Annotated in this window: 21 protein-coding genes; 6 read left to right on the top strand and 15 right to left on the bottom strand. The window is 39.9% G+C overall.

Annotated features, from left to right (window positions below; translation table 11 throughout):
• Window positions 1-109: 109 nt before the first annotated feature.
• The 15 genes from POV26_RS01745 to hemA all read right to left on the bottom strand — a co-directional run bounded on the left by POV26_RS01745 (window position 110) and on the right by hemA (window position 12,798).
• Window positions 110-274 carry a Fic/DOC family N-terminal domain-containing protein gene (locus POV26_RS01745; protein ID WP_272854768.1) on the bottom strand — a complete coding sequence of 55 codons (165 nt, stop codon included), beginning with the start codon at window positions 272-274 and terminating at the stop codon, window positions 110-112.
• A 123-nt stretch (window positions 275-397) separates the two neighbouring features.
• On the bottom strand, window positions 398-874 hold the full coding sequence (locus POV26_RS01740) for a methylated-DNA--[protein]-cysteine S-methyltransferase (protein ID WP_272854767.1): 477 nt from the start codon (window positions 872-874) through the stop codon (window positions 398-400).
• The gene (locus POV26_RS01735) at window positions 871-1,974 is read right to left on the bottom strand and encodes a CNNM domain-containing protein (RefSeq protein ID WP_272854766.1); all 1,104 of its coding nucleotides are present in this window, start codon (window positions 1,972-1,974) and stop codon (window positions 871-873) included. Before POV26_RS01735 ends, POV26_RS01740 begins: the two co-directional genes overlap by 4 nt.
• 112 nt (window positions 1,975-2,086) lie before the next feature.
• Entirely contained in the window at window positions 2,087-2,557 is a 471-nt protein-coding gene (locus tag POV26_RS01730; RefSeq protein ID WP_272854765.1) for a hypothetical protein, read from the bottom strand.
• Window positions 2,558-2,641: 84 nt separating this feature from the next.
• On the bottom strand, window positions 2,642-2,998 hold the full coding sequence (locus POV26_RS01725; protein ID WP_272854764.1) for a hypothetical protein: 357 nt from the start codon (window positions 2,996-2,998) through the stop codon (window positions 2,642-2,644).
• A 45-nt stretch (window positions 2,999-3,043) separates the two neighbouring features.
• Window positions 3,044-4,033, bottom strand: coding sequence for a porphobilinogen synthase (hemB, locus tag POV26_RS01720; RefSeq protein WP_272854763.1), 990 nt, complete (start codon window positions 4,031-4,033; stop codon window positions 3,044-3,046).
• A complete protein-coding gene (locus tag POV26_RS01715) occupies window positions 4,034-4,882 on the bottom strand; it encodes a hypothetical protein (protein WP_272854762.1) in 849 nt (282 codons plus the stop codon). It lies immediately after the preceding gene.
• Between the two features lie 1,069 nt (window positions 4,883-5,951).
• Entirely contained in the window at window positions 5,952-6,515 is a 564-nt protein-coding gene (locus POV26_RS01710) for a type II toxin-antitoxin system antitoxin SocA domain-containing protein (RefSeq protein WP_272854761.1), read from the bottom strand.
• 22 nt (window positions 6,516-6,537) lie between these two features.
• Window positions 6,538-7,443 carry an oxygen-dependent coproporphyrinogen oxidase gene (gene hemF, locus POV26_RS01705; RefSeq protein WP_272854771.1) on the bottom strand — a complete coding sequence of 302 codons (906 nt, stop codon included), beginning with the start codon at window positions 7,441-7,443 and terminating at the stop codon, window positions 6,538-6,540.
• 27 nt (window positions 7,444-7,470) lie between these two features.
• Window positions 7,471-8,241 carry an EI24 domain-containing protein gene (locus POV26_RS01700; protein WP_272854760.1) on the bottom strand — a complete coding sequence of 257 codons (771 nt, stop codon included), beginning with the start codon at window positions 8,239-8,241 and terminating at the stop codon, window positions 7,471-7,473.
• 48 nt (window positions 8,242-8,289) lie between these two features.
• Window positions 8,290-8,772, bottom strand: a complete 483-nt coding sequence (locus tag POV26_RS01695; protein WP_272854759.1) for a DUF6973 domain-containing protein — start codon at window positions 8,770-8,772, stop codon at window positions 8,290-8,292.
• On the bottom strand, window positions 8,773-9,801 hold the full coding sequence (gene hemE / locus POV26_RS01690; RefSeq protein ID WP_272854758.1) for a uroporphyrinogen decarboxylase: 1,029 nt from the start codon (window positions 9,799-9,801) through the stop codon (window positions 8,773-8,775).
• Between the two features lie 53 nt (window positions 9,802-9,854).
• Complete coding sequence (locus POV26_RS01685; protein WP_272854757.1) at window positions 9,855-10,541, bottom strand: uroporphyrinogen-III synthase; 687 nt, start codon at window positions 10,539-10,541, stop codon at window positions 9,855-9,857.
• A 20-nt stretch (window positions 10,542-10,561) separates the two neighbouring features.
• On the bottom strand, window positions 10,562-11,536 hold the full coding sequence (hemC, locus tag POV26_RS01680; RefSeq protein WP_272854756.1) for a hydroxymethylbilane synthase: 975 nt from the start codon (window positions 11,534-11,536) through the stop codon (window positions 10,562-10,564).
• A gap of 2 nt (window positions 11,537-11,538) precedes the next feature.
• Window positions 11,539-12,798 (bottom strand): glutamyl-tRNA reductase, encoded by a 1,260-nt coding sequence (gene hemA, locus POV26_RS01675; protein ID WP_272854770.1) that lies wholly within the window; start codon window positions 12,796-12,798, stop codon window positions 11,539-11,541.
• A 192-nt stretch (window positions 12,799-12,990) separates the two neighbouring features.
• Here hemA and POV26_RS01670 point away from each other — a divergent pair, with 192 nt between their 5' ends.
• The 6 genes from POV26_RS01670 (at window position 12,991) to POV26_RS01645 (ending at window position 19,781) form a co-directional block, all read left to right on the top strand.
• A complete protein-coding gene (locus tag POV26_RS01670; protein WP_062620139.1) occupies window positions 12,991-13,902 on the top strand; it encodes an AraC family transcriptional regulator in 912 nt (303 codons plus the stop codon).
• Window positions 13,903-13,992: 90 nt separating this feature from the next.
• Window positions 13,993-15,030 carry a ferrochelatase gene (gene hemH, locus POV26_RS01665; RefSeq protein WP_062620141.1) on the top strand — a complete coding sequence of 346 codons (1,038 nt, stop codon included), beginning with the start codon at window positions 13,993-13,995 and terminating at the stop codon, window positions 15,028-15,030.
• Window positions 15,030-16,373, top strand: coding sequence for an MATE family efflux transporter (locus POV26_RS01660; protein ID WP_272854755.1), 1,344 nt, complete (start codon window positions 15,030-15,032; stop codon window positions 16,371-16,373). The genes hemH and POV26_RS01660 overlap by 1 nt, the downstream gene beginning before the upstream one ends.
• Before the next feature lie 129 nt (window positions 16,374-16,502).
• Entirely contained in the window at window positions 16,503-17,582 is a 1,080-nt protein-coding gene (locus tag POV26_RS01655; protein WP_272854754.1) for a T9SS type A sorting domain-containing protein, read from the top strand.
• A gap of 83 nt (window positions 17,583-17,665) precedes the next feature.
• Window positions 17,666-18,205 (top strand): CopD family protein, encoded by a 540-nt coding sequence (locus POV26_RS01650; protein ID WP_272854753.1) that lies wholly within the window; start codon window positions 17,666-17,668, stop codon window positions 18,203-18,205.
• A 118-nt stretch (window positions 18,206-18,323) separates the two neighbouring features.
• Window positions 18,324-19,781: a sensor histidine kinase gene (locus POV26_RS01645; protein WP_272854752.1), complete on the top strand. Its 1,458-nt coding sequence runs from the start codon at window positions 18,324-18,326 to the stop codon at window positions 19,779-19,781.
• The last annotated feature ends 111 nt before the right edge of the window (window positions 19,782-19,892 follow it).

Genomic DNA, 19,892 nt, shown 5'->3' with positions numbered 1-19,892 from the left:
GTTGTCGAATTCTTTTAAAATCTTTGCAATTTGTTGCGGTGAAAATTTACTTCGTCTCATAATACTGTTTAAAATTAAGATAATTATTCTACTTTTAAACAGTTCGGTTTTAAGGGAAGCTTACAAAAGTATCTATTAAAATTTGAGAGTTTGGGATTCGTTTTACCTCTCCTTTTAATTCTCCTAGAGCACGTCCTGCTTGGGATAATGCTTTTAAAATTGCTATTGTTTCACAATTGGGTTCTGGAGGGATGGGAAGGATTTCAATATTCATATAAAAATTTTTACACATAAAAATACGGAATATTTGTGCGCGTTATCATTGTTGTGCACAATTTTTTAGATTTTTTGTGCATATAAGAAAGTACATGCACAAATATTTAAACTGTGAAAATTTCTAAAACAAAGTTTGCTGTGGCGCGGGACTTTCAAATTCCAATAACCATTTTTTACGGTGAAGCCCCCCTGCATAACCAGTAAGCGAGCCATCGCTGCCTATTACGCGATGACAGGGAATAATGATAGAAATCGGGTTCTTCCCATTGGCCGAAGCCGCTGCCCGAATCACTTTTGGGTCGCCCAACTTGTTCGCCATTTGTTGATAGTTCATGGTTTTTCCAAAAGGAATCTGCTGTAATTGTTCCCAAACCTTCTTCTGAAAATCGGTCCCTTCCGGGGAAAGTTTTAAGTTGAATTCCTTCCGCTTCCCTTCAAAATATTCCCAGAGTTGCGAAGCCGCATCCCTCAATTCTGTTGGTATTTTTTCAGAGATAACAACATTTTCAACATCTTTGAAAAGAACCGATGCCAAACCTTCGGCATCGCCCTTCAATTCCAAAAGCCCAACGGGAGTGTTTATATATGCGGTTTTCATTCTTCGTTTTCTTCTTTTGGTTCAACAATTTGGTTTAATTGTATTCCCATCCGTTTGGCGCGTTTTTCCCAGTTCTTCCGGGCCTGCAGCTGCATATCCTCAATACTGTCGCTCTCGTCCATAATTTCAAGCCCCAAAAGGGTTTCAATAATATCCTCCATCGTTACCACGCCTATGGTGTTTCCAAAATCATCGACCACCGAAGCAATGTGTACGCGTTGTTTTATAAACGTTTCAAAGAGTTCCGGAATGGGCTTATCGGCAGAAACCACAAAAATCTCCCGCTTCAAATCGCTCAACAGTTTGTCGCCGCGGTCTTCCACGATTTCCTCCAAAATATCATCCCGAAGCACAAACCCGGTAATATTGTGGCTTTTCCCCTTATACACCGGAATCCTCGAAAACCGCAAGCTTTTGTGGCTTTGGTGAAAATTTTCCAAACTCATGGTTTCGTCTTCCAGCGTAACCACCGTAAAGGGCGTCATCACATCCTTGGCCTGCACGCTTTTAAAAACCAATAGGTTTTTGATTACCGTTGTTTCGCTTTCCTCAAACACGCCCTCTTCTTCCGCAGCATCGGTAATGGCGATAAATTCCTCGCGGCTCATCGTGCTTACGTGTGCAGATTTTCCCACCAGTCGCGTTATCAACATCAACAGCCATAAAATCCCGGTATATTTTAGGGGAAATATGATAAGATTCAAAAACATCGCCGTAAAAGGGCCGAGCTTTTTCCAATAGGTGGCGCCGATTGTTTTTGGGATTATTTCTGAAACCACCAAAATAAGCATCGTCATAATCGCTGAAACAATGCCCACGATGTTCATTCCCCAAAGTTCTACTTTGTAAGGCAATTTTTCGGCCTGCACCCCTACCAAGATTGCACCCACGGTGTGCGCAATGGTATTTAGCGTCAAGATTGCTATTAGGGGTTTGTCTATATCTTTTTTAAAATTGGTAAGGGTCGTGGCATAATTTTTTCCCTCCTGGGTTTTCATCCGCAAGTAGGTTGGCGTAAAACTTAACAATGCCGCCTCCAAAATAGAGCATAAAAAGGAAATTAGAATTGAAAGAACGGCATAAACAATAAGTAAGGTCATAGGGTTGAAATAATTTTCCCCTAAAATAAAGATTTACAAACTGTTTTCGTCGAAACACTTTGTTAATTGCACAAAAAAACCGCCACAGGGGACGGTTTTTTTAAATTATTTTTTACGAAGCTTTTAAAAGCGGCCGCAGCGTACTTTCCCAACGTTTGGCAGTTTGAAGACACACAAAAGGATCTTTTGAAAGTTCGTTTTCATCATACTCGTTATAAAATGGTATTTCGCGTTTGCCGGTTTTCTCCACCAGTTCCAGCCCAACCCAGTCAAGGGTTTTCTCGGACTGCTTGATAGTTTTTGCGCGACAGTCCTTCACTTCTTCCATATTTACGATTTTAAAATCTGCGGAAGGATTTCTTTTTGAAGTATAAACCAACTTTTTTGAAATCTCATCCACGCCAATCACGCAATTGCCGATAACATCAATGCTTTTTAACTGGATACCATTGGTCTGCGACAGCTGTTTTACAGATTTCTTCACTTTGTTGTCTTTGCCAGAAGTGCTCATTATCAAAAAAGCTACTGGCACCAACATTAATAAAACGATAATAATTCCCACAAGGGTTGCACTAAATTCCATATTGAATAAATTTTAAGATGAATAATTTTGAATAAATAAGCGTTTGAAAATCAATCCAAACACAGCCAAAAAACCATCAAAAAATCACCAAAAAAAGTGGAAGGGAAACAAATGCCGGAAGATGAGCTCCCGTTTGTCTTTTATAAAATAAGAAGAATTATTTGCTGAAGAAACGCGGGCAAAAGAAAAATCCTGACTGGAATAAAATGTTCCAAACAACCCGAGCCCCAAATATTCATTCTGCGAAACCGTTTGCGAAAGCTCGCCAACAGCGATCTCATTAAAAACAAAAGGTTTGCTGTGATCGTTGTGTTGTAAAGCTGAAATTTTGGTGGTTTTGTTCTTAACTACCGTTTCTCCAGCAAAAGCCAAATTCCCGAAAACCAATAAAATGGCAATCGAGACCAGCAACCTACCTATATGTTTTTCAACATGTTTCACGCCGCAAATGTATGCGAAAATTGAATTCAGCGCTGAAAAAATTTATTAATTAATCAGTTTTACAACATCTTTTGCAAAATAACTTGCAATCATTGTTGCTCCTGCGCGCTTAATGGCCGTAAGTTGTTCCATCATAACCGCATCGTGGTCAAGCCAACCTTTTTCGGCCGCTGCTTTTAGCATGGCATATTCGCCACTTACTTGATAAACCGCCACGGGAACATTTACGGCATCCTTAATCTCGCGGACGATGTCCAAATAACAAAGTCCGGGTTTTACCATTACAATATCTGCGCCCTCGTCAATATCCATCAGGGTTTCTCGGATGGCTTCCTCGCGGTTGCCGTAATCCATTTGATAGGTTTTTTTATCCTTCGGAATATCCTTCACATCCACTGGAGCAGAATCCAACGCGTCCCGGAACGGCCCGTAAAATGCCGAAGCATATTTGGCGCTGTAAGCCATAATCGCGGTATCGCAGAAACCTTCGTCCTCTAAAAGGGTTCTGATTTCAAAAATGCGTCCGTCCATCATATCGCTGGGCGCGACAACATCTGCTCCCGCAATGGCATGGCTTAAAGACATTTCTGCCAAGACCGCATTGGTATCGTCGTTCAAAACTTTTCCTTCGGAAATAATTCCGTCGTGGCCATACACTGAAAAAGGATCCAAGGCCACATCGGTCATTACAATCATTTCCGGCACGGCGTTTTTTACGGTCTTAATGGCGCGTTGCATCAATCCATCGGCATTTAAGGCTTCCTTTCCGCTATTGTCCTTCAGTTTATCATCAACTTTCACAAAAAGCAAAACCGACTTCAAACCGAGTTTCCAAAGCTCTTTTACTTCTTTTTGAAGATTATCCAAACTCAACCTGTAATAGTTCGGCATCGAGGCAATTTCCTCCTTTACGCCCTTTCCTTCCACCACAAAAAGCGGCACGATAAAATCATTGGGGCTTATAATGGTTTCACGAACCAGGCTTCGCATGCTTTCATTGGTTCGCAATCTTCGGTTTCTTCTTAGTGGGTACATTTATGAATTAATTTTTACTACAAGTGATAATAGAATAATTATTACAATAAGAAATATTAAATAGACGACAAAATAACCTAAAACAGAATACCAATTTTTTTCTTTATATATAAAACTCCTAAGAAGGGTAATAAAAGAGAACAGTATTATGAATAAAGTAACAAGAATTATAAATTGTTGTTCAAATAAAATTTTGTCACTATTTATAGTGGAAATACCCCCAAATACTAATGCAATTATGGCGCTGAAAATACCTAATATTTCAATATTTTTTTTAAGATTATCATTAATATTACTTTGAATTTCTTTTTCTTTTTTTTCAAGAATATTTGTAAGTGACAGGATATTTTTGAGACTTTTAATTTCATTATTTACACTGACAACAAAACTATCCAAAGAAGCGGTTTTTTCATCATATTTTTTATAATCAATGGGTAGCGAAAAGCTGGATGCAATAAATATTTTCAAATCAATATTATCACTTAGTGAATAATTTAACACACATTCACTAAAAGGATTTTGAAATGAATTAAACAAATGAGTTTTAGACCACTTGAGGTTCTTTTTATAAATTTTCAATAATTTTTTAAGTTTATTCAATGCATTTTCAGCACTTGAAATTTTTAAATCAGCATTATTACTTTTAATATTTTCGCTTGCGATAGTTTTAACAATGAATTTTTTTAAAAACTCACATAATTTGTGATAAGGAAAAAAGTTATTTACTAATGAGGTTTTATGTAAACTCTCAATTTCAGATTCAAGATTTGAAATAGTGGGAGAAATATCATTGGTATTACTTAATAATTTTAATTCTTTCTTTATTCTTAAGGAAAGAATATTATTCATAAGATAGTTTCTTGAAANTATTAAATGCATATTTATTAAATACTATATTTTCATCTTGTGGCTTAAAAAAAAACTTCAATTGTTTTAAACTTTCAAGATTCGTAGAAATATCTTTATAATACTTTATTAATTTATGAACTTCTTCATAGCTACTTATATGTTGATTATTTTGCTTTAATAATTCTTCAGCATTCCTTTTTAGAAAAATTTTTTTATCATTATTATCTTCGCTTAGAAAATGTAATTGCGAATAATTATCCCAATGATTAAATAGCGGAGTTGCTAGTGGATGTTCACTGAGTGCAAAATGATATTCTTCACCTTTAAATACATATTTTTCATTATAAGTATCGTCTATTTGATTGCTTCGGATAATTATTTTTCGCAAAAAGAAAGTATTTATTTCCTTTAATAAATCAATAGTTTTATGATAAATATCCGAACCTTCAAATTGTAAATTATCCTTAATAGATTCTAAAGAATCTTTTCTAAGAATTATTGCTTGAAAATACGCGATATTATTTCTTAATTTAAAACCATCTAATGAGGTGTAGAGACATTCCTTAAATAGCTCTAATAAACTAATTTCTAAATCTTTGCCAGGTTCTTTAAGATATTTAGTTGTCTCGTCTTCATTAAGGACATTGTGAAAGTCAAAGACAATATTTTTATGAGGATTATTTATGATTCTATGAAAATAATTTGAAATCCTTTTATAGAACTGTATCGCTTTTTTTAATGTAAAAAGAAACCTTTCATTTTCATAGATGGACGTGAATTTAAAATCTTCATCATCCGCAATTTGTTGAACTTGAATTGCCCCTAAAAGTCTTAAAAGTTCTTCTATTAATTTATTAAACTTATCTTGGTCATAAACGTATTCTCCCTCTAAAACAGAATAATTTAGATATTGCGAAAAATCAATTAATAAAAGCCTCTCTTTAAGTTTTAAATCTTCGGCAAATTTCTCTGGATTTTTTTCGGACTCAGATAGTAAATCATTCACCCACTCTGGGTTACTAAAAGATGATAATATCTCGTCATGAAGTTTTTGAAGCCATTTCATTTATTAAAACACCAGTCTAGTATTTAATATTTTATTGTCATTGCGAATTAGTTCACTTTCAATAGGCATTGAAAAGGTTCCCATGTGTCGGGCTTTACTATAAGTTATTTTCCAAGAGGTCCAATTATGAGTTAAATCGACAAGATAACCAGCATCACTATTAATGAGCATAGGGCTAATAGTTCTCAATTTTTCAATTGAATTTTTAATTTGAGTGGAATAATTTGGGGCTATATTTGGAAGTTGAGAATTTTCATTAAATGCAGTTTTAAAATTATTTATAGAAAATTCAGTAAAAGGTTGACCGCTTTTTAATCTATTATAAATATCTGTTTCTACAGGTCCATAGGGCATTGCATAAAATTTATGATTAACTAAAAGCAAGTCATTTTCATTACTATTTACAGCAATTACTAGGAAATGTAGTTTTACAACTTTCAAAATACTGAAATCATTAACATTATTAAATTCACCAATAGAATTTAATGCGTTAACTTCTACAAACCAATCTTTAAGTTTATGAATGATATATTCAAAAACTAAAATCTTTTCATTATACTTAAGCATAGCTAAATATACGTTATAATTATTAATAAATCCAATTTTGTGGTTTTTTTAATGCCTCTAATAATTTTTCTTCCTCGCTTCCCTTCTCGGGATGAAAATCATAGCGCCACTGAACGTGGGGCGGCAAACTCATCAAAATACTTTCGATACGGCCATTGGTTTTTAGGCCGAAAAGCGTTCCTTTATCGTGAACTAAATTAAACTCAACATAACGGCCACGGCGTATTTCTTGCCAAGTTCTGTTTTCTTCGGAATAGGGAAGGTTTTTTCTTTTTTCAACAATGGGGAGATAGCATTCCAAAAAACTATTGCCAACTTCGGTTACGAAATTGTACCAATCCTGCATTTTCATCGTATCCGTTTCCTTTAAATAATCAAAGAAAAGACCGCCAACCCCTCTCGCTTCTTCGCGATGCGCGTTCCAAAAATATTCGTCGCAGCGCTTTTTATAGGTTTTATAAAATTTGGGATTATGCTTGTCGCAAGCGGTTTTGCAGACTTTGTGAAAATGCTTCGCATCTTCCCCAAAAAGATAATAAGGCGTTAAATCCTGTCCGCCGCCAAACCAGCTGTCCACGATTTTACCTTCGGAATCGTACATTTCAAAATAACGCCAGTTTGCGTGTACCGTTGGCACCATCGGACTTTTTGGGTGAAGCACCAAACTGAGGCCACATGCAAAGAAATCGGCATCTTTTACGCCGAAATATTGCTGCATACTCTCCGGAAGTTTTCCGTGGACTTCGCTTATGTTTACCCCGCCTTTTTCAAAAACGGCGCCATTTTCAATCACTCGTGTTTGGCCGCCGCCGCCTTCCGCACGTGTCCATTTGTCTTCCTTGAATTTTGCTTTACCGTCAATTTCCTCCAAAGCGGAAGTGATTCCGTTCTGTAAATTCTTTATATATGCTACAAACTTTTCTTTCATTACCATGCCCGCGCAGGCGGGTATCTTTTAATTTTTATCCAAATTTCTATTAAAACCAATTTGCTTGGTCGTTTCCAAAACCTTTAAAGTCTCCGTACTCGCCGCAGTCACCGAAAGGGGCAATACCAAAATAATTCCAATTACCGGAATCAACAGCATCAGCATAAAAACCATGCCGTTGCCGATTGCCAAGCCGCGGTTTCTTTTAACAAACTCGATACTTTCGGCATATTTATAATGCCTTTCCAACGTATAATCCATATTCCCGAACCCCGCGTAATAGCTCTGCACCAAAAACAAAAGTACCGAAGAAATTATTCCCACAACGGGTATAAACCCTATCAAGATTATCGGGAGTGTGAGCAATAGCTCCATCAGTAAATTTCGAACGTTTATTCGGATGCCACGCCAAAGCTGTTCCGCGTTTGAAGTATTTCTATGGGAATGGTTTTCGCCATAAAAATGCTTTTCAATTTTTTCTGAAACCGGACTCATAAAGGGTGCGCTCAATGCCATCACGATATGACGGTAAAGAATTAGTCCCAAAGCGATGATAATTAATGCGCCAATAAAATCGCTGATGGTCCGGAATGTTTCGGCGCCCCATTCCCAAAACCAGATTTTTGAAATAAAGGCTCCCAGATTATCGCTCAAGCCCCAAGCGGAAAAGCCTATCAAAACAGCGGTCAAAAAACTAATGGCCATCGGGATGCCGAAGTACTTCCAAAGTCCAAGTCTGCCTATTAGCTTGAAAGTGCCTCCGTATGCTTTTATACCTTTTAGAATGTTTTTGACCATTTTCCTAAATCCAAACCTAACAGGTTCCGAAAACCCGTTAGGTTCTTTTCAATCGATATAAACTAATTTATCCTCAATACTTTTAACCTCTTCAACCGTTAAAACTTTTACCGCTTCCGAAGCTCTTTGTTTTAAAAATGAAACCGTTTCTGCTTCGTTTCTGTCTTTTATCTGCTCAAAATAACGAAGTCCCATTGCATTATTGTGCAAATCCATGGCGCGTTCCAACGCTTTGTTGGGCGAAAAATCCTCGTGCCAATCGGTAAACTGCTTTGCCCAGGCTTTTACCTTTTGTTCGTTGTTCTGCCATTTCAGGCATTTTTTGGTTATCAAAATTACCCAAAGCGCATGCCGGAATGCATTCGCGGGATTTCCCAAATGATGCTTGCTGCCGTACTCCCGTTCGGCAATTGTCATACATTTCTTTGTGGCGAAAATGGTCGGAAAGATGTACAACGGATTCCTAAGAAAAAGACCAAGCAACCCAAAGAGCTGCCCGAAATCCAGATTTCTTACAATCCGCCAAAGCATCTATTCCTGCTTGTATTCCTTCACCGCTTCAATAAAGGCGCCTGCATTTTCCAGCGGAATATTGGGCAGGATTCCGTGGCCCAAATTCACGATATAGCGGTCTTTCCCGAATTCATCAATCATCTGTTTTACCATCTTTTTTATTTCGGATGGCGGACTGAAAAGGCGCGTGGGGTCGAAATTTCCCTGTAAAGTAATCTTTCCGCCAGTCAAATAGCGAGCGTTTCTTGGGGAACAAGTCCAATCTACCCCCAAAGCCGATGCACCGCTTTTTGCCATGGTGTCCAATGCGAACCAGCAACCTTTCCCAAAAGCGATAACGGGCGTTTCATTTTTTAGGGCATCAATTATTTGCTGCATATATTGCCAGCTGAATTCCTGATAATCGGTGGGCGAAAGCATGCCGCCCCAACTGTCAAAAACCTGCACGGCATTTACGCCAGCTTTTACCTTTTCCTTTAGATATAGAATGGTGGTATCGGTTATTTTTTGAAGCAGTTCGTGGGCCAATACGGGTTGGGTAAAGCAGAACTCCTTCGCCTTATCAAAGTTTTTGGAGCCTTGCCCCTGCACGCAATAACAAAGAATGGTCCACGGACTACCCGCAAAACCAATCAACGGAATTTCGTTGTTCAGTTTTTCTTTCGTCATCTTTATGGCTTCCATTACATAGCCGAGGGTTTCGTTGATGTCCGGCACAATTACTCGTTGCAAATCTTTTGCGGAGCGGATTGGATCCGGCAACCAGGGGCCAACGCCGGGTTTCATCTCTACGTGAATGTTCATTGCCTGCGGAATTACCAAAATATCGCTGAACAATATAGCAGCGTCCATGCCGTATCTGCGGATGGGCTGCACGGTAATCTCACTTGCAAGTTCGGGGGTTTGGCAACGGGTGAAAAAGTCGTATTTCGCTTTTATCTCCTGAAATTCGGGCAAGTATCTTCCGGCCTGGCGCATCATCCAAACAGGCGGTCGCTCCACGTTTTCGCCGCGGAGGGCTTTTAAGAATAAATCGTTCTTTATCATAAGCTTTAGTTCAAACCTAACAGGTTTTTAAAAACCTGTTAGGTTTATAATTTCTATGTTTTTAATTTTTTGACCGTTTTGGCAATTACGCTTTCCACGGTTGTGGCATTTGCAATTACTACGTTTTCGGTATATTTTTTTGCTTCGGAAGCAGTTGTTGTGCCAATACAAACGAATGTTGGTTCATCATTAGTAAGATTGCTTCGTTCCTCGCAATAACTTCGCACGCCGCTTGGACTGAAAAACAAGATTGCATCAAACTGCCTTTCAAATTTCTTCGGATTCAACGTTGTTTTATATACTTCAATTTCTTCAAAAGCGATATGGTTTTCCTTCAATTTTGAGGGAATTTCATCGCTTCGGATGTTTCCGCAGAAAAAGTGAAAGGAATCATTTTTATGGTTTTCAACTAAATACGAAGCCAATTCGGAAGCATATTCGGTCATTTTGACCACTTTGAACCCGTTTTCCTCCAGAAGCGATTTCGTCTTTTCACCCACGCAAAACATCCTCACCCCCCACCCCTCTCCTTCCAAAGGAGAGGGGAGTTGGTCTTTTTCATTTAAATAGGCCTTTACAGCATTTTGACTTGTGAAAATAGCATTTTCCACAGTATTCGGGGCTTTAAAAGGAACAAATTCAATGTTTATGGCATTGTAATCTACGAGGGAAATTCCGGCGTTTACGAGCAGTTCCCTTTGAGAAGGACTCAATTTTTTTGTTGAGAGAACGCTTTTCATTTCAATGAAATTTAAAATACTTACTTATTGATCTGGCTCTTGATTTGCGCCATCAATTCGCTGCCGCCATTTTTCAATATCTGCAAGGCGCATTCCTTTCCAAAATGTAGGTAATCGGTTTTGTCCACAGTCTTTTCAATCTCCAATTTTTCCTTTCCGTCCAAAGAAAACAGGCAGCCCTTAAGGAGGACCTTGTCCTCAATTATTTCAGCAAACGCACCGATTGGCGCGGTACAGCCACCTTCGAGGGTTCTTAAGAATTCGCGTTCTATATGGGTGCAGATTTCGGAAGCGGGATCGTTCAATTTTGAAGTGGCTTCCTTGCAAAAATCATCATTTTCCAAAGCTACAATAACCATTGCGCCCTGTGCCGGGGCGGGGAGCATCCAGTCTAAAACCTCCCAAAAAGCCTCCCCAACCCCTCCAAAGGAGGGGCTTTTTATGTTCGCTTCACTCACATATCCTAATCTCTGTAAACCAGCTTTCGCGAAAATTGCGCCCTGCCAGTTGTTGTCCTTTAATTTCTGAAGACGGGTGTTTACATTTCCGCGCAGATCCACAACTTTATGATGTGGGTAACGGTGAAGCCATTGTGCCTGCCGACGCAAACTTCCCGTTGCGATGGTACAGGGTTGCTCTGGGTCAATTTCCCCCCTCGGGGGGATTAAGGGGGGCTGTACCAAAATATCTTCGGAAGAGGCACGCGCCAAAACAGCGGTCTGCACGATACCATTGGGCAATTGCGTGGGCACGTCCTTCATACTGTGCACGGCAATGTCCACCGTGCCTTTTATCATTGCGACGTCCAGCGTTTTGGTAAAAATGCCGGTAATGCCCATTTCGTAAAGGGGCTTGTCCAGCACCAAGTCGCCTTCAGACTTTACGGGAACCAACTGGGTGGTATAGCCCAAAGCCTCAAGTTTGGATTTTACGGTGTTGGCTTGCCAAAGTGCAAGTTCACTGTCGCGGGTGCCAATTCGGATTGTTTTTTTCAAGATTAGGCAGTTTCAAGTTGGAAAACCCTTCGGATGAGTTCTATACTTTCGGCAGCGCCTTCCTCGCCTTTCAGGTGATTGGCGAAATGTGTAGTTATTTTTTGGATAAGACGGTCGCTGATTATTTCGGCCTGGGCCTCGTTGAATCCATCAATCTTTTTGCGCTGATAGTCAATTTCCCCTTCCTTGATTTCCAACAGCTTACTTTTAAGGGCCTTAATGGTAGGCGCAAACTTTCGGTTGTCGGCCCACTGGTTGAATTCCTTTTCTATTTCGGCTATTATTTTCTTCGCCTGCGGAAGTTGGGCCGCCCGTTTTTCAAGTGTATTGTCCGTTACCGCAGATAGATGGTCCATATGCACCAGGGTAACCAATTCGTTCTCCAGGACATCCTCGGAAACGTTTTTCGGAATCGAGAGGTCCAGGATAAGCAACGGTCTTTTCAAGTACAGAAGCTCTTTGGAAATAGTAGGCTGTTGCGCGCCGGTAGCGACGATAAGCACATCGGCCTGGGCTATTTCGCTTTGTATATCGGCATAGTCCTTCACCACCAAATTGAATTTGCCGGCCACCTTTTCGGCCTTTTCCTTGGTGCGGTTTATAAGGGTGATATGGTCATTTTTGGTATGCTTGATCAGGTTTTCACAGGTATTTCTACCTATTTTCCCGGTACCGAAGAGCAATATGTTCTTTTCGGAAATATGGGGCACGCGCGACATTATGTATTGCACGGCCGCAAAGCTCACCGAGGTAGCGCCGGAGGAAATCTCCGTTTCGTTCTTTATACGCTTGCTGGCCTGGATGACCGCATTGGCAAGACGCTCCATAAACGGATTGATGATGTCGTGTTTTTTGGACTCGCGGAAAGCATTTCGCAGTTGGCTTATAATTTCAAAATCGCCTAAAATCTGGCTATCCAGCCCCGTACCAACCGTAAATAGATGCGATACGGCATCGCGGTTTTTATAGATATAGGCTACTTTTTCAAACTCCTCCACCGTGCCGTTGGTGTGCTCGCAGAGCAATTTTATAATTTGGTATGGATGCTGTGCAAAGCCGTAGAGCTCGGTGCGGTTGCAAGTGGAAATTACGGTAAGGGAAGGAATGCCGTCTGCTTTGGCCTGAAGGAGTATTTTTTCCTTCGCAATATCACTAATGCTGAAGTGGCCACGGATTTCGGCATCTGCTTTTTTGTAGTTTAGGCCGATGGCGTAAAAATTGCCTTCGAGGGATTGGCCAGAATATGTTTTCAAGTTTTCCATATAAAACAGGAGCAAATGTAAGCGCATTGTTTTTTAAAAAATAACGCCAGCGGTATCTTTTATGTCGTTGGCTGTTAAAAAAGGGCAAAATATGACAATTATCATATTTTAACCCCTAAATTCGCGGTTTCAGGACAAAGTTAACACTATTTAATTTAGAACTATTCTAAATAGAAAGCATTCAGAATTGATATGGAAGCATCAAAAAATGTCGCTCAAAGTTTACCCGCCAAGGAGATAGGTTTTTATGAAGAAACAACGATTTCACCCGGGTTTTTCATCTTAAAATTCAACAGTGAAACCGATGAGAACCAAAATTTTAAGCGGGAAGTGAGTTCCAATTTCATCCAGTTTCATTTCTGTATAAAGGGCTCGGCTTCCTTTGTTTTTAACAAAGGAAATTACAAACTGTCCATACAGGAAGGGAATTCGTTGTTGCTCTATAATCCGCAACGCGATTTGCCGCTGGATCTGTCGCTTAACCCGCATTCGTGGGTGCTCTCGGTATTGCTTCCCATCAATAAATTCCACAGTCTTTTTTCTACGGAAGCCAATTACATCACTTTTTTGAGTGAAGAAAACAAAGACCGAAAGTATTATAAGGATGGCCATATTTCGCCATCTATGGCCGTAGTGCTGAACCAATTGATGAATTACAACCTACACCCAACCATAAAACCATTGTATTTTAAGGCCAAGGCTTACGAATTGCTAAGCTTATACTTCAACCGCCCAGCAGATGCCGATGTAGAGCAATGCCCATTTTTGGCAGATGAAGACAATGTTTCCAAAATAAAAAAAGCCAAGCAGATTATGGTCGCCCGAATGGCCGAACCCCCAACCCTGCAACAATTGGCAGACGAGATAAACCTACCACTAAATAAATTGAAAGAGGGGTTTAAACAAGTTTATGGCGATTCTGTTTTTAGTTTTCTATTTGATTATAAAATGGAAGTTGCACGCCAACTTTTAGCCACGGGTTCTCACAACGTGAACGAGGTAGGATTAAAAGTGGGTTACAGCACCTCCAGCCATTTTATTGCCGCTTTTAAGAAAAGATTTGGCACAACGCCAAAAAAGTTTTTGATGGGGCTAAATGCTTAAGCAATAAAAATTGTGTCATTGTTTTTAAATATAGTCTGTATTGAGGATTGTATTATAAAAGAGTAATTTTGCCTAAAATTTTCCAAAGTTATGAAAGGAGTCCTCCTCGTAAATCTCGGTTCGCCGGACAGTACCAATCCAAAAGACGTTAAAAAATATCTCGATGAGTTTTTGATGGATCCTCGGGTCATCGACGTTCCATTTTGGCTGCGTTCCTTTATAGTAAGAGGAATTATTTTGAATACCCGCCCAAAGAAATCTGCCGAAGCTTATCAAAAAATATGGTGGGACGAGGGTTCACCCTTGATTGTTATTTCAGAAAGACTTCAGAAAAAAATTCAGGAAAAAACAACCGTTCCCGTTGCTTTGGCAATGCGCTACGGAAGTATGACTTTAAAAAAAGGACTACAGGAATTGGTAGATCAAGGCGTGGATGAAATTTTAACCATTCCCCTTTATCCACAATTTGCAATGGCAACCACAGAAACCATTGACGTGAAAGTGGAAGAGCTTAAAAATGAATTTTTTCCGCATTTGGAAATTACATCACTCCCCGCATTTTACAACAAGCCAGAATATATTGAAGTGCTTTCAAAAAGTATTTCAGAGAAACTTGAAAATGTAGATTACGAACATCTAATTTTTAGCTATCACGGTGTGCCGGAAAGACATATTTATAAGCGCGACATTACCAAAAACCATTGCAAGATTGATGGCAGTTGCTGCATAACCCCATCGCCCGCCCATGAATTTTGCTACCGCCACCAGTGTTTAAAGACCACTGCTTTGGTTGCCGAAAAATTGAACTTAAAGCCAGGCACATATTCCAACGCCTTCCAATCTCGATTGGGTTTTGATCCATGGCTGAAACCGCCGACCGATAGAACCATAGAGCGTTTGGCACTTGAAGGAACCAAAAAAATGGCGATTGTAACTCCAGCTTTTGTAAGTGATTGCCTTGAAACCTTAGAGGAAATAGCAATGGAGGGTCAAGAAATTTTTCACGAAGCGGGCGGAAAGGATTTTACTGTTGTTCCCTGTTTAAACGACCGTGATGATTGGTCCGAAGTCTTGACCAGCTGGATTGACCAATGGCGCATTGCAGATGTAAAAACCGCAATTGCCTAATGAAGCCCAACCAAAGCGCCACATTGGGCACAGATTCCATTGGAAGCTTATTGATAAAACAGGCCGTTCCCGCATCTATTGGAATTTTGGTAATGTCGCTGAATATTCTGGTGGATACCATTTTTGTGGGCAACTGGATTGGTTCCATTGCCATTGCCGCCATAAATGTAGTTTTACCTGTTTCGTTTTTTATAGCTGCATTGGGAATGGCTATTGGTATTGGTGGTTCTTCAATAATCTCTCGTGCTTTAGGAGCTGGCAACAAGGAGCGCGCCCTTAAAACCTTCGGAAATCAAATTACTTTAACGCTTTTGCTTACTACTGCAATGGTGGTTTTTGGGTTGATTTTCATAAATGAACTCATTCCGGCTTTTGGAGGGAAAGGCGACATTTTTGAACCTGCAAAAATCTATTATCGCATCGTTCTTTACGGCGTACCCCTTTTGGCGTTGTGTATGATGGGAAACAACGTAATCCGTGCCGAAGGAAAGCCTAAGTTCGCAATGATTGCGATGATTATCCCTTCCGTAGGTAATCTTGTTTTAGACTATATTCTCATAAATCTTTTGGATATGGGCATGGAAGGGGCGGCTTGGGCTACGACCATTTCATATGGCTTGTGTTTTGCGTATGTACTTTGGTTTTTCTTAAGCAATAAGTCGGAATTACAAATAAGTCTACCACATTTTGGACTTAACACTTCCATTATTAAAGAAATGTCAGCGTTGGGTTTCGTAACTCTTGCGCGACAGGCTGTAGTGAGCGTTACCTATCTTTTAATGAACAATATTCTTTTCAATTTGGGAGGCGAAGCCTCTGTTGCCGCCTATGGAATTATTGGCAGGATGTTGATGTTTGCGCTTTTCCCGGTTTTAGGTGTTACCCAAGGCTTTTTACCAATTGCAGGCTATAATTATGGCGCACATAAATTTGCTCGAGTTCGCGAAAGCATCAACAAAGCCATTTTATATGCTGGCGGTTTGGGGTTACTAATTTTTGCAGTGATTATGATTTTCCCTGAGGAAATTGTTTCGGTTTTCACGACAGATGCCGATATTCTTTCAGAAACGCCGCACTATATGCGCTGGGTGTTTGCGGCAACGCCAATTATAGCAATCCAGTTGATCGGCTCCGCCTATTTTCAGGCCATCGGGAAAGCCGTTCCTGCTTTATTGCTCACATTAACACGACAGGGATTTTTCTTTATTCCACTTATTTTTATACTGCCACATTACTTTGGCGAACTTGGCGTTTGGATTTCCTTTCCGGCAGCCGATGTGCTTTCAACCCTTGTAACAGGTTATTTTTTGAATCGGGAAATTCGGAAGACACTTCGCGATTGAAAAGGATTTTTTGGTATCTTTCAAATACCAAATCTTTTTAATTATGAAATGCCCATTAAAATATTTCAAACCCCCGAAGATGAATAATGTGGGCATTCCATCTTCCGCTTTATCAAATATTATATACAGATGAAAAAAATAGTACTCCTTCTCGTAGCTTTCATTTGCTTTCACACTGCAATTTCCCAACCCGCTGGATTATTGAACGAAACCTTCCGCTTGAAATCCTTATATAACGGAAATGAATATCTGACCCCCAATGGGGAAAATCCAAACATTACCATTACTGATAACTCCGGAAACTATGCTGTTGTAGCCAATGGAATTTCAAATATATTTTCTGCTGAAGCAATTTTCAGTGGAAATTCCATTGCCTTTTCCAATCTGGGCGTTACACTAAATGATTGCACAGACCCTAATTGCTATTACGAAGATTTATACTTTTATGATGTCTTGACAAATTCAAATCTCGATCCCAAAACGCTCACTTATTATTATTCGGAAAACAATGGGTTTAAGTTTTTAAGGCTACGGGACGCAAATTACAATACAGCCTATTATAGCACCGAACCTGCGCCTATAGCCAACCCAATGCTGTTTCAAACCTGGTATCTCTTTATGCAGGAAGTAGATATGGGCGATCCTATTTTTTATAGCGGCCCCAATCCACCCCAAATAACCATAAACCCAGATTTTACGTTTACCGGCATTGAAAGTTGTGCAACCATCAGCGGCGAATTTATTTTGGGAAATGGCGATATTTATGCGTTTCCCTTGCAGCCCCATAATTTTATGAATGACGAAAGCAATTGCGCGCCGGGCCAAGCGGAATACGCCTTGTATGAACTTCAAGGCGGCATGCTTCTGGATACCAGTGTTTATGAGGGAAATGACGGAAATGATTATCTTCAGTGGGAATACGCCCCCGGCTTTCTCTCCCACTTCACCAACGTGCTGCTCGCAACTCCCGAAAACAGCTTGGCCGATTTAAGGATTTATCCAAATCCAGCCCAAAACAAATTGATCCTTCAATCCACTACCAACAATTTCGATTCTGTTTCCATTTCAGATATTAATGGGAGAATCGTAAATGCAACAAAAAAATTGACCTCAAACGAAATAGATGTTTCAACCTTAAAACCGGGGATGTATTTTATAACCATTACTTCTTCCGAAGGGAACATTACGAAGAAATTCATCAAAAATTAGTTTTCAGCTTCAATATACTGTCAGTCCATATTTTGAATTATTAGGTATCTTTACGGCCAAGTTTTTACAAAACAGAGCTGTTCATGGAACAATACTACCCCTACATAAAATCCCTACACCTCATCTTTATCATCACTTGGTTTGCGGGGCTTTTTTACATTGTCCGGCTTTTTGTGTATCAGATTGAAGCTTCGCAAAAACCCTCGCCAGACAGGGAAATTTTGGGCGAACAGCTAAAGATCATGGCCTCCCGCCTTTGGAACATCATTACGTGGCCGAGTATGATTTTCGCCCTGATTTTCGGCTTTTGGTTGCTCTTTATGCGCACCTTCTTTTTGGCCGACGCTTGGATGCAGGTAAAATTGGCGTTCGTGTTCGTACTGATCATATATCACTTAAAATGCCACCAAATATTTAAGCAGTTGCAACGGGGCGCTGTAAAATATACCTCCAACTATATGCGGCTTTTTAACGAGGTGCCCACCATCATCCTTTTCGTCGTGGTGTTTTTGGTGATTCTTAAAAATGGCACCAACTGGATTTACGGCACCGTGGGCATAATCCTCTTTGCCATATTGCTTATGATGGGCTATAAAATTTATAAGCGGATACGGGAGAAATAACTTCACTTTTTTGGAATTTGGGACCTGCCTGCCAAAAGCACGACAGGCAGGTTTTTTATTTGGAATTTTTCTTTTTAGGTTCGATTATTGCTATCTTTCTTTCTTCAAAAGCATGTAAATGTACTTTTACAAAAAATCACTTCGTACCCGTATTTTTCTTTCTATGTTCCTTTTGGTTTTGGGAGCTTCGGTCCTCATTGCTATTGTTACCGTATATCAGTACAAAGAAGAGGCACAGGACTACCACCGCGACCGTTTGTTGCGCAAGGAAGCCGCCATTCGCGAAAACATCAATTACATTTTAAAGACCACAACCTATCCTGTTGAAACGGCCCAGATTCCGTTGATATTTAAAGATAAAATCTACGAAATAAAAGACATCCATAGCCTTGAGATTTTCCTGTATGACCTTGACGGAAATCTTCTGAAATCATCAAAGCCTTCTTTCTTTAAGGATACCGTGTCTCCGAAAATGCCTGATTTTGCGTTGAAAATGCTCCAAAATTCCCCTACAAAAAGTTATATAAAGGAGTTTGAGGAAGGCGGACAGAAGTACCAATCCTCCTACACTTACATTACCGACAGCTATTTCAAGCCATTGGCGATCCTCAATCTGCCCTACATTGAAGATGACGGTTTCATTACCAAGGAACTTACCGAATACCTTTATAGATTGGGCATTGCATACTTCCTTATGTTGATGGCCGCCATTGCGATTTCCTATTTTCTTTCAAAATATATCACACGTTCGCTAAAGGAAATTAGCGAGAAACTTTCCGAAACCCGATTTGATACCCGAAACAAGAAAATACATATCAGCGACACGCCACAGGAAATTTCCCTGCTTGTAAATTCATACAACGGCATGATCGATGAGCTGGAGAACAGCGCCGCCCAACTCGCCGCCAGTGAGCGCGAAACGGCCTGGCGCGAAATGGCAAAACAAGTGGCGCACGAAATTAAAAACCCACTTACGCCCATGCGTCTAACAGTGCAAAGCTTTCAGCGAAAATTTGATCGTGAAGATCCCGAAATAGACAGCAAAATGGCCGAATTCACCAATACATTACTTCAGCAGATTGATACCCTGAGCTCTATTTCATCGGCCTTTTCAACCTACGCAAAAATGCCCGCACAGCAGGACGAAACGTTGAATGTAGTAAAAATAAGCAAGCTGGCACTCGATATTTTTAACGAGGACTATATCTATTTCTTTTCAGAAGAAGAGGAAGTACGTGCGCGTTTTGACCGCACCCAACTGATCCGCGTAATTACCAATTTGGTTAAAAACAGTATCCAATCCATTGAACAAAAAAATCCCGCCGAACCACGAATTGATGTCTTGTTAAAAACCGAAGGGGCCTTTGTGCATATTTTGGTCACCGACAATGGCATTGGTGTTCCCGAGGAAAACAAATCCTGTATTTTTGAACCACAGTTTACCACCAAAAATAGCGGCATGGGGCTTGGTCTGGGAATGGTAAAAAACATAGTTGAAACCTACGGCGGAACAATAACGCTACATTCTTCCGAAGAAAAAACCACTTTTAAAGTTTCGTTTCCCGCAATGCTTTAAGGTTTTTAGTAGCTTTGTAGATAAGCCACGAATTCACAAATAAATGTCAGGTCGAGCGCAGTCGAGACCTATTAAAATTTAGTTCATTCGTAGCAAAAAAACTTTGAATAA

The sequence above is a fragment of the Aequorivita todarodis genome, assembly GCF_028561335.1.
Classification (GTDB): domain Bacteria; phylum Bacteroidota; class Bacteroidia; order Flavobacteriales; family Flavobacteriaceae; genus Aequorivita; species Aequorivita todarodis.
Note: the sequence above shows the minus strand (reverse complement) of the source record. Positions and strands in the feature narration are given on the sequence as shown.

Excerpts from the sequence above, each read along its gene's own strand:
- POV26_RS01660 (WP_272854755.1), top strand. The coding sequence starts at position 15,030 with ATGAAGCCCAACCAAAGCGCCACATTGGGCACAGATTCCATTGGAAGC.
- POV26_RS01645 (WP_272854752.1), top strand. The coding sequence starts at position 18,324 with ATGTACTTTTACAAAAAATCACTTCGTACCCGTATTTTTCTTTCTATG.
- POV26_RS01655 (WP_272854754.1), top strand. The coding sequence starts at position 16,503 with ATGAAAAAAATAGTACTCCTTCTCGTAGCTTTCATTTGCTTTCACACT.
- hemF (WP_272854771.1), bottom strand. The coding sequence starts at position 7,443 with ATGAAAGAAAAGTTTGTAGCATATATAAAGAATTTACAGAACGGAATC.
- POV26_RS01730 (WP_272854765.1), bottom strand. The coding sequence starts at position 2,557 with ATGGAATTTAGTGCAACCCTTGTGGGAATTATTATCGTTTTATTAATG.
- POV26_RS01695 (WP_272854759.1), bottom strand. The coding sequence starts at position 8,772 with ATGCTTTGGCGGATTGTAAGAAATCTGGATTTCGGGCAGCTCTTTGGG.
- POV26_RS01740 (WP_272854767.1), bottom strand. The coding sequence starts at position 874 with ATGAAAACCGCATATATAAACACTCCCGTTGGGCTTTTGGAATTGAAG.
- POV26_RS01710 (WP_272854761.1), bottom strand. The coding sequence starts at position 6,515 with ATGCTTAAGTATAATGAAAAGATTTTAGTTTTTGAATATATCATTCAT.
- hemB (WP_272854763.1), bottom strand. The coding sequence starts at position 4,033 with ATGTACCCACTAAGAAGAAACCGAAGATTGCGAACCAATGAAAGCATG.
- POV26_RS01735 (WP_272854766.1), bottom strand. The coding sequence starts at position 1,974 with ATGACCTTACTTATTGTTTATGCCGTTCTTTCAATTCTAATTTCCTTT.
- POV26_RS01715 (WP_272854762.1), bottom strand. The coding sequence starts at position 4,882 with ATGAATAATATTCTTTCCTTAAGAATAAAGAAAGAATTAAAATTATTA.
- hemE (WP_272854758.1), bottom strand. The coding sequence starts at position 9,801 with ATGATAAAGAACGATTTATTCTTAAAAGCCCTCCGCGGCGAAAACGTG.
- POV26_RS01650 (WP_272854753.1), top strand. The coding sequence starts at position 17,666 with ATGGAACAATACTACCCCTACATAAAATCCCTACACCTCATCTTTATC.
- POV26_RS01670 (WP_062620139.1), top strand. The coding sequence starts at position 12,991 with ATGGAAGCATCAAAAAATGTCGCTCAAAGTTTACCCGCCAAGGAGATA.
- POV26_RS01685 (WP_272854757.1), bottom strand. The coding sequence starts at position 10,541 with ATGAAAAGCGTTCTCTCAACAAAAAAATTGAGTCCTTCTCAAAGGGAA.
- POV26_RS01700 (WP_272854760.1), bottom strand. The coding sequence starts at position 8,241 with ATGGTCAAAAACATTCTAAAAGGTATAAAAGCATACGGAGGCACTTTC.
- POV26_RS01745 (WP_272854768.1), bottom strand. The coding sequence starts at position 274 with ATGAATATTGAAATCCTTCCCATCCCTCCAGAACCCAATTGTGAAACA.
- hemH (WP_062620141.1), top strand. The coding sequence starts at position 13,993 with ATGAAAGGAGTCCTCCTCGTAAATCTCGGTTCGCCGGACAGTACCAAT.
- hemA (WP_272854770.1), bottom strand. The coding sequence starts at position 12,798 with ATGGAAAACTTGAAAACATATTCTGGCCAATCCCTCGAAGGCAATTTT.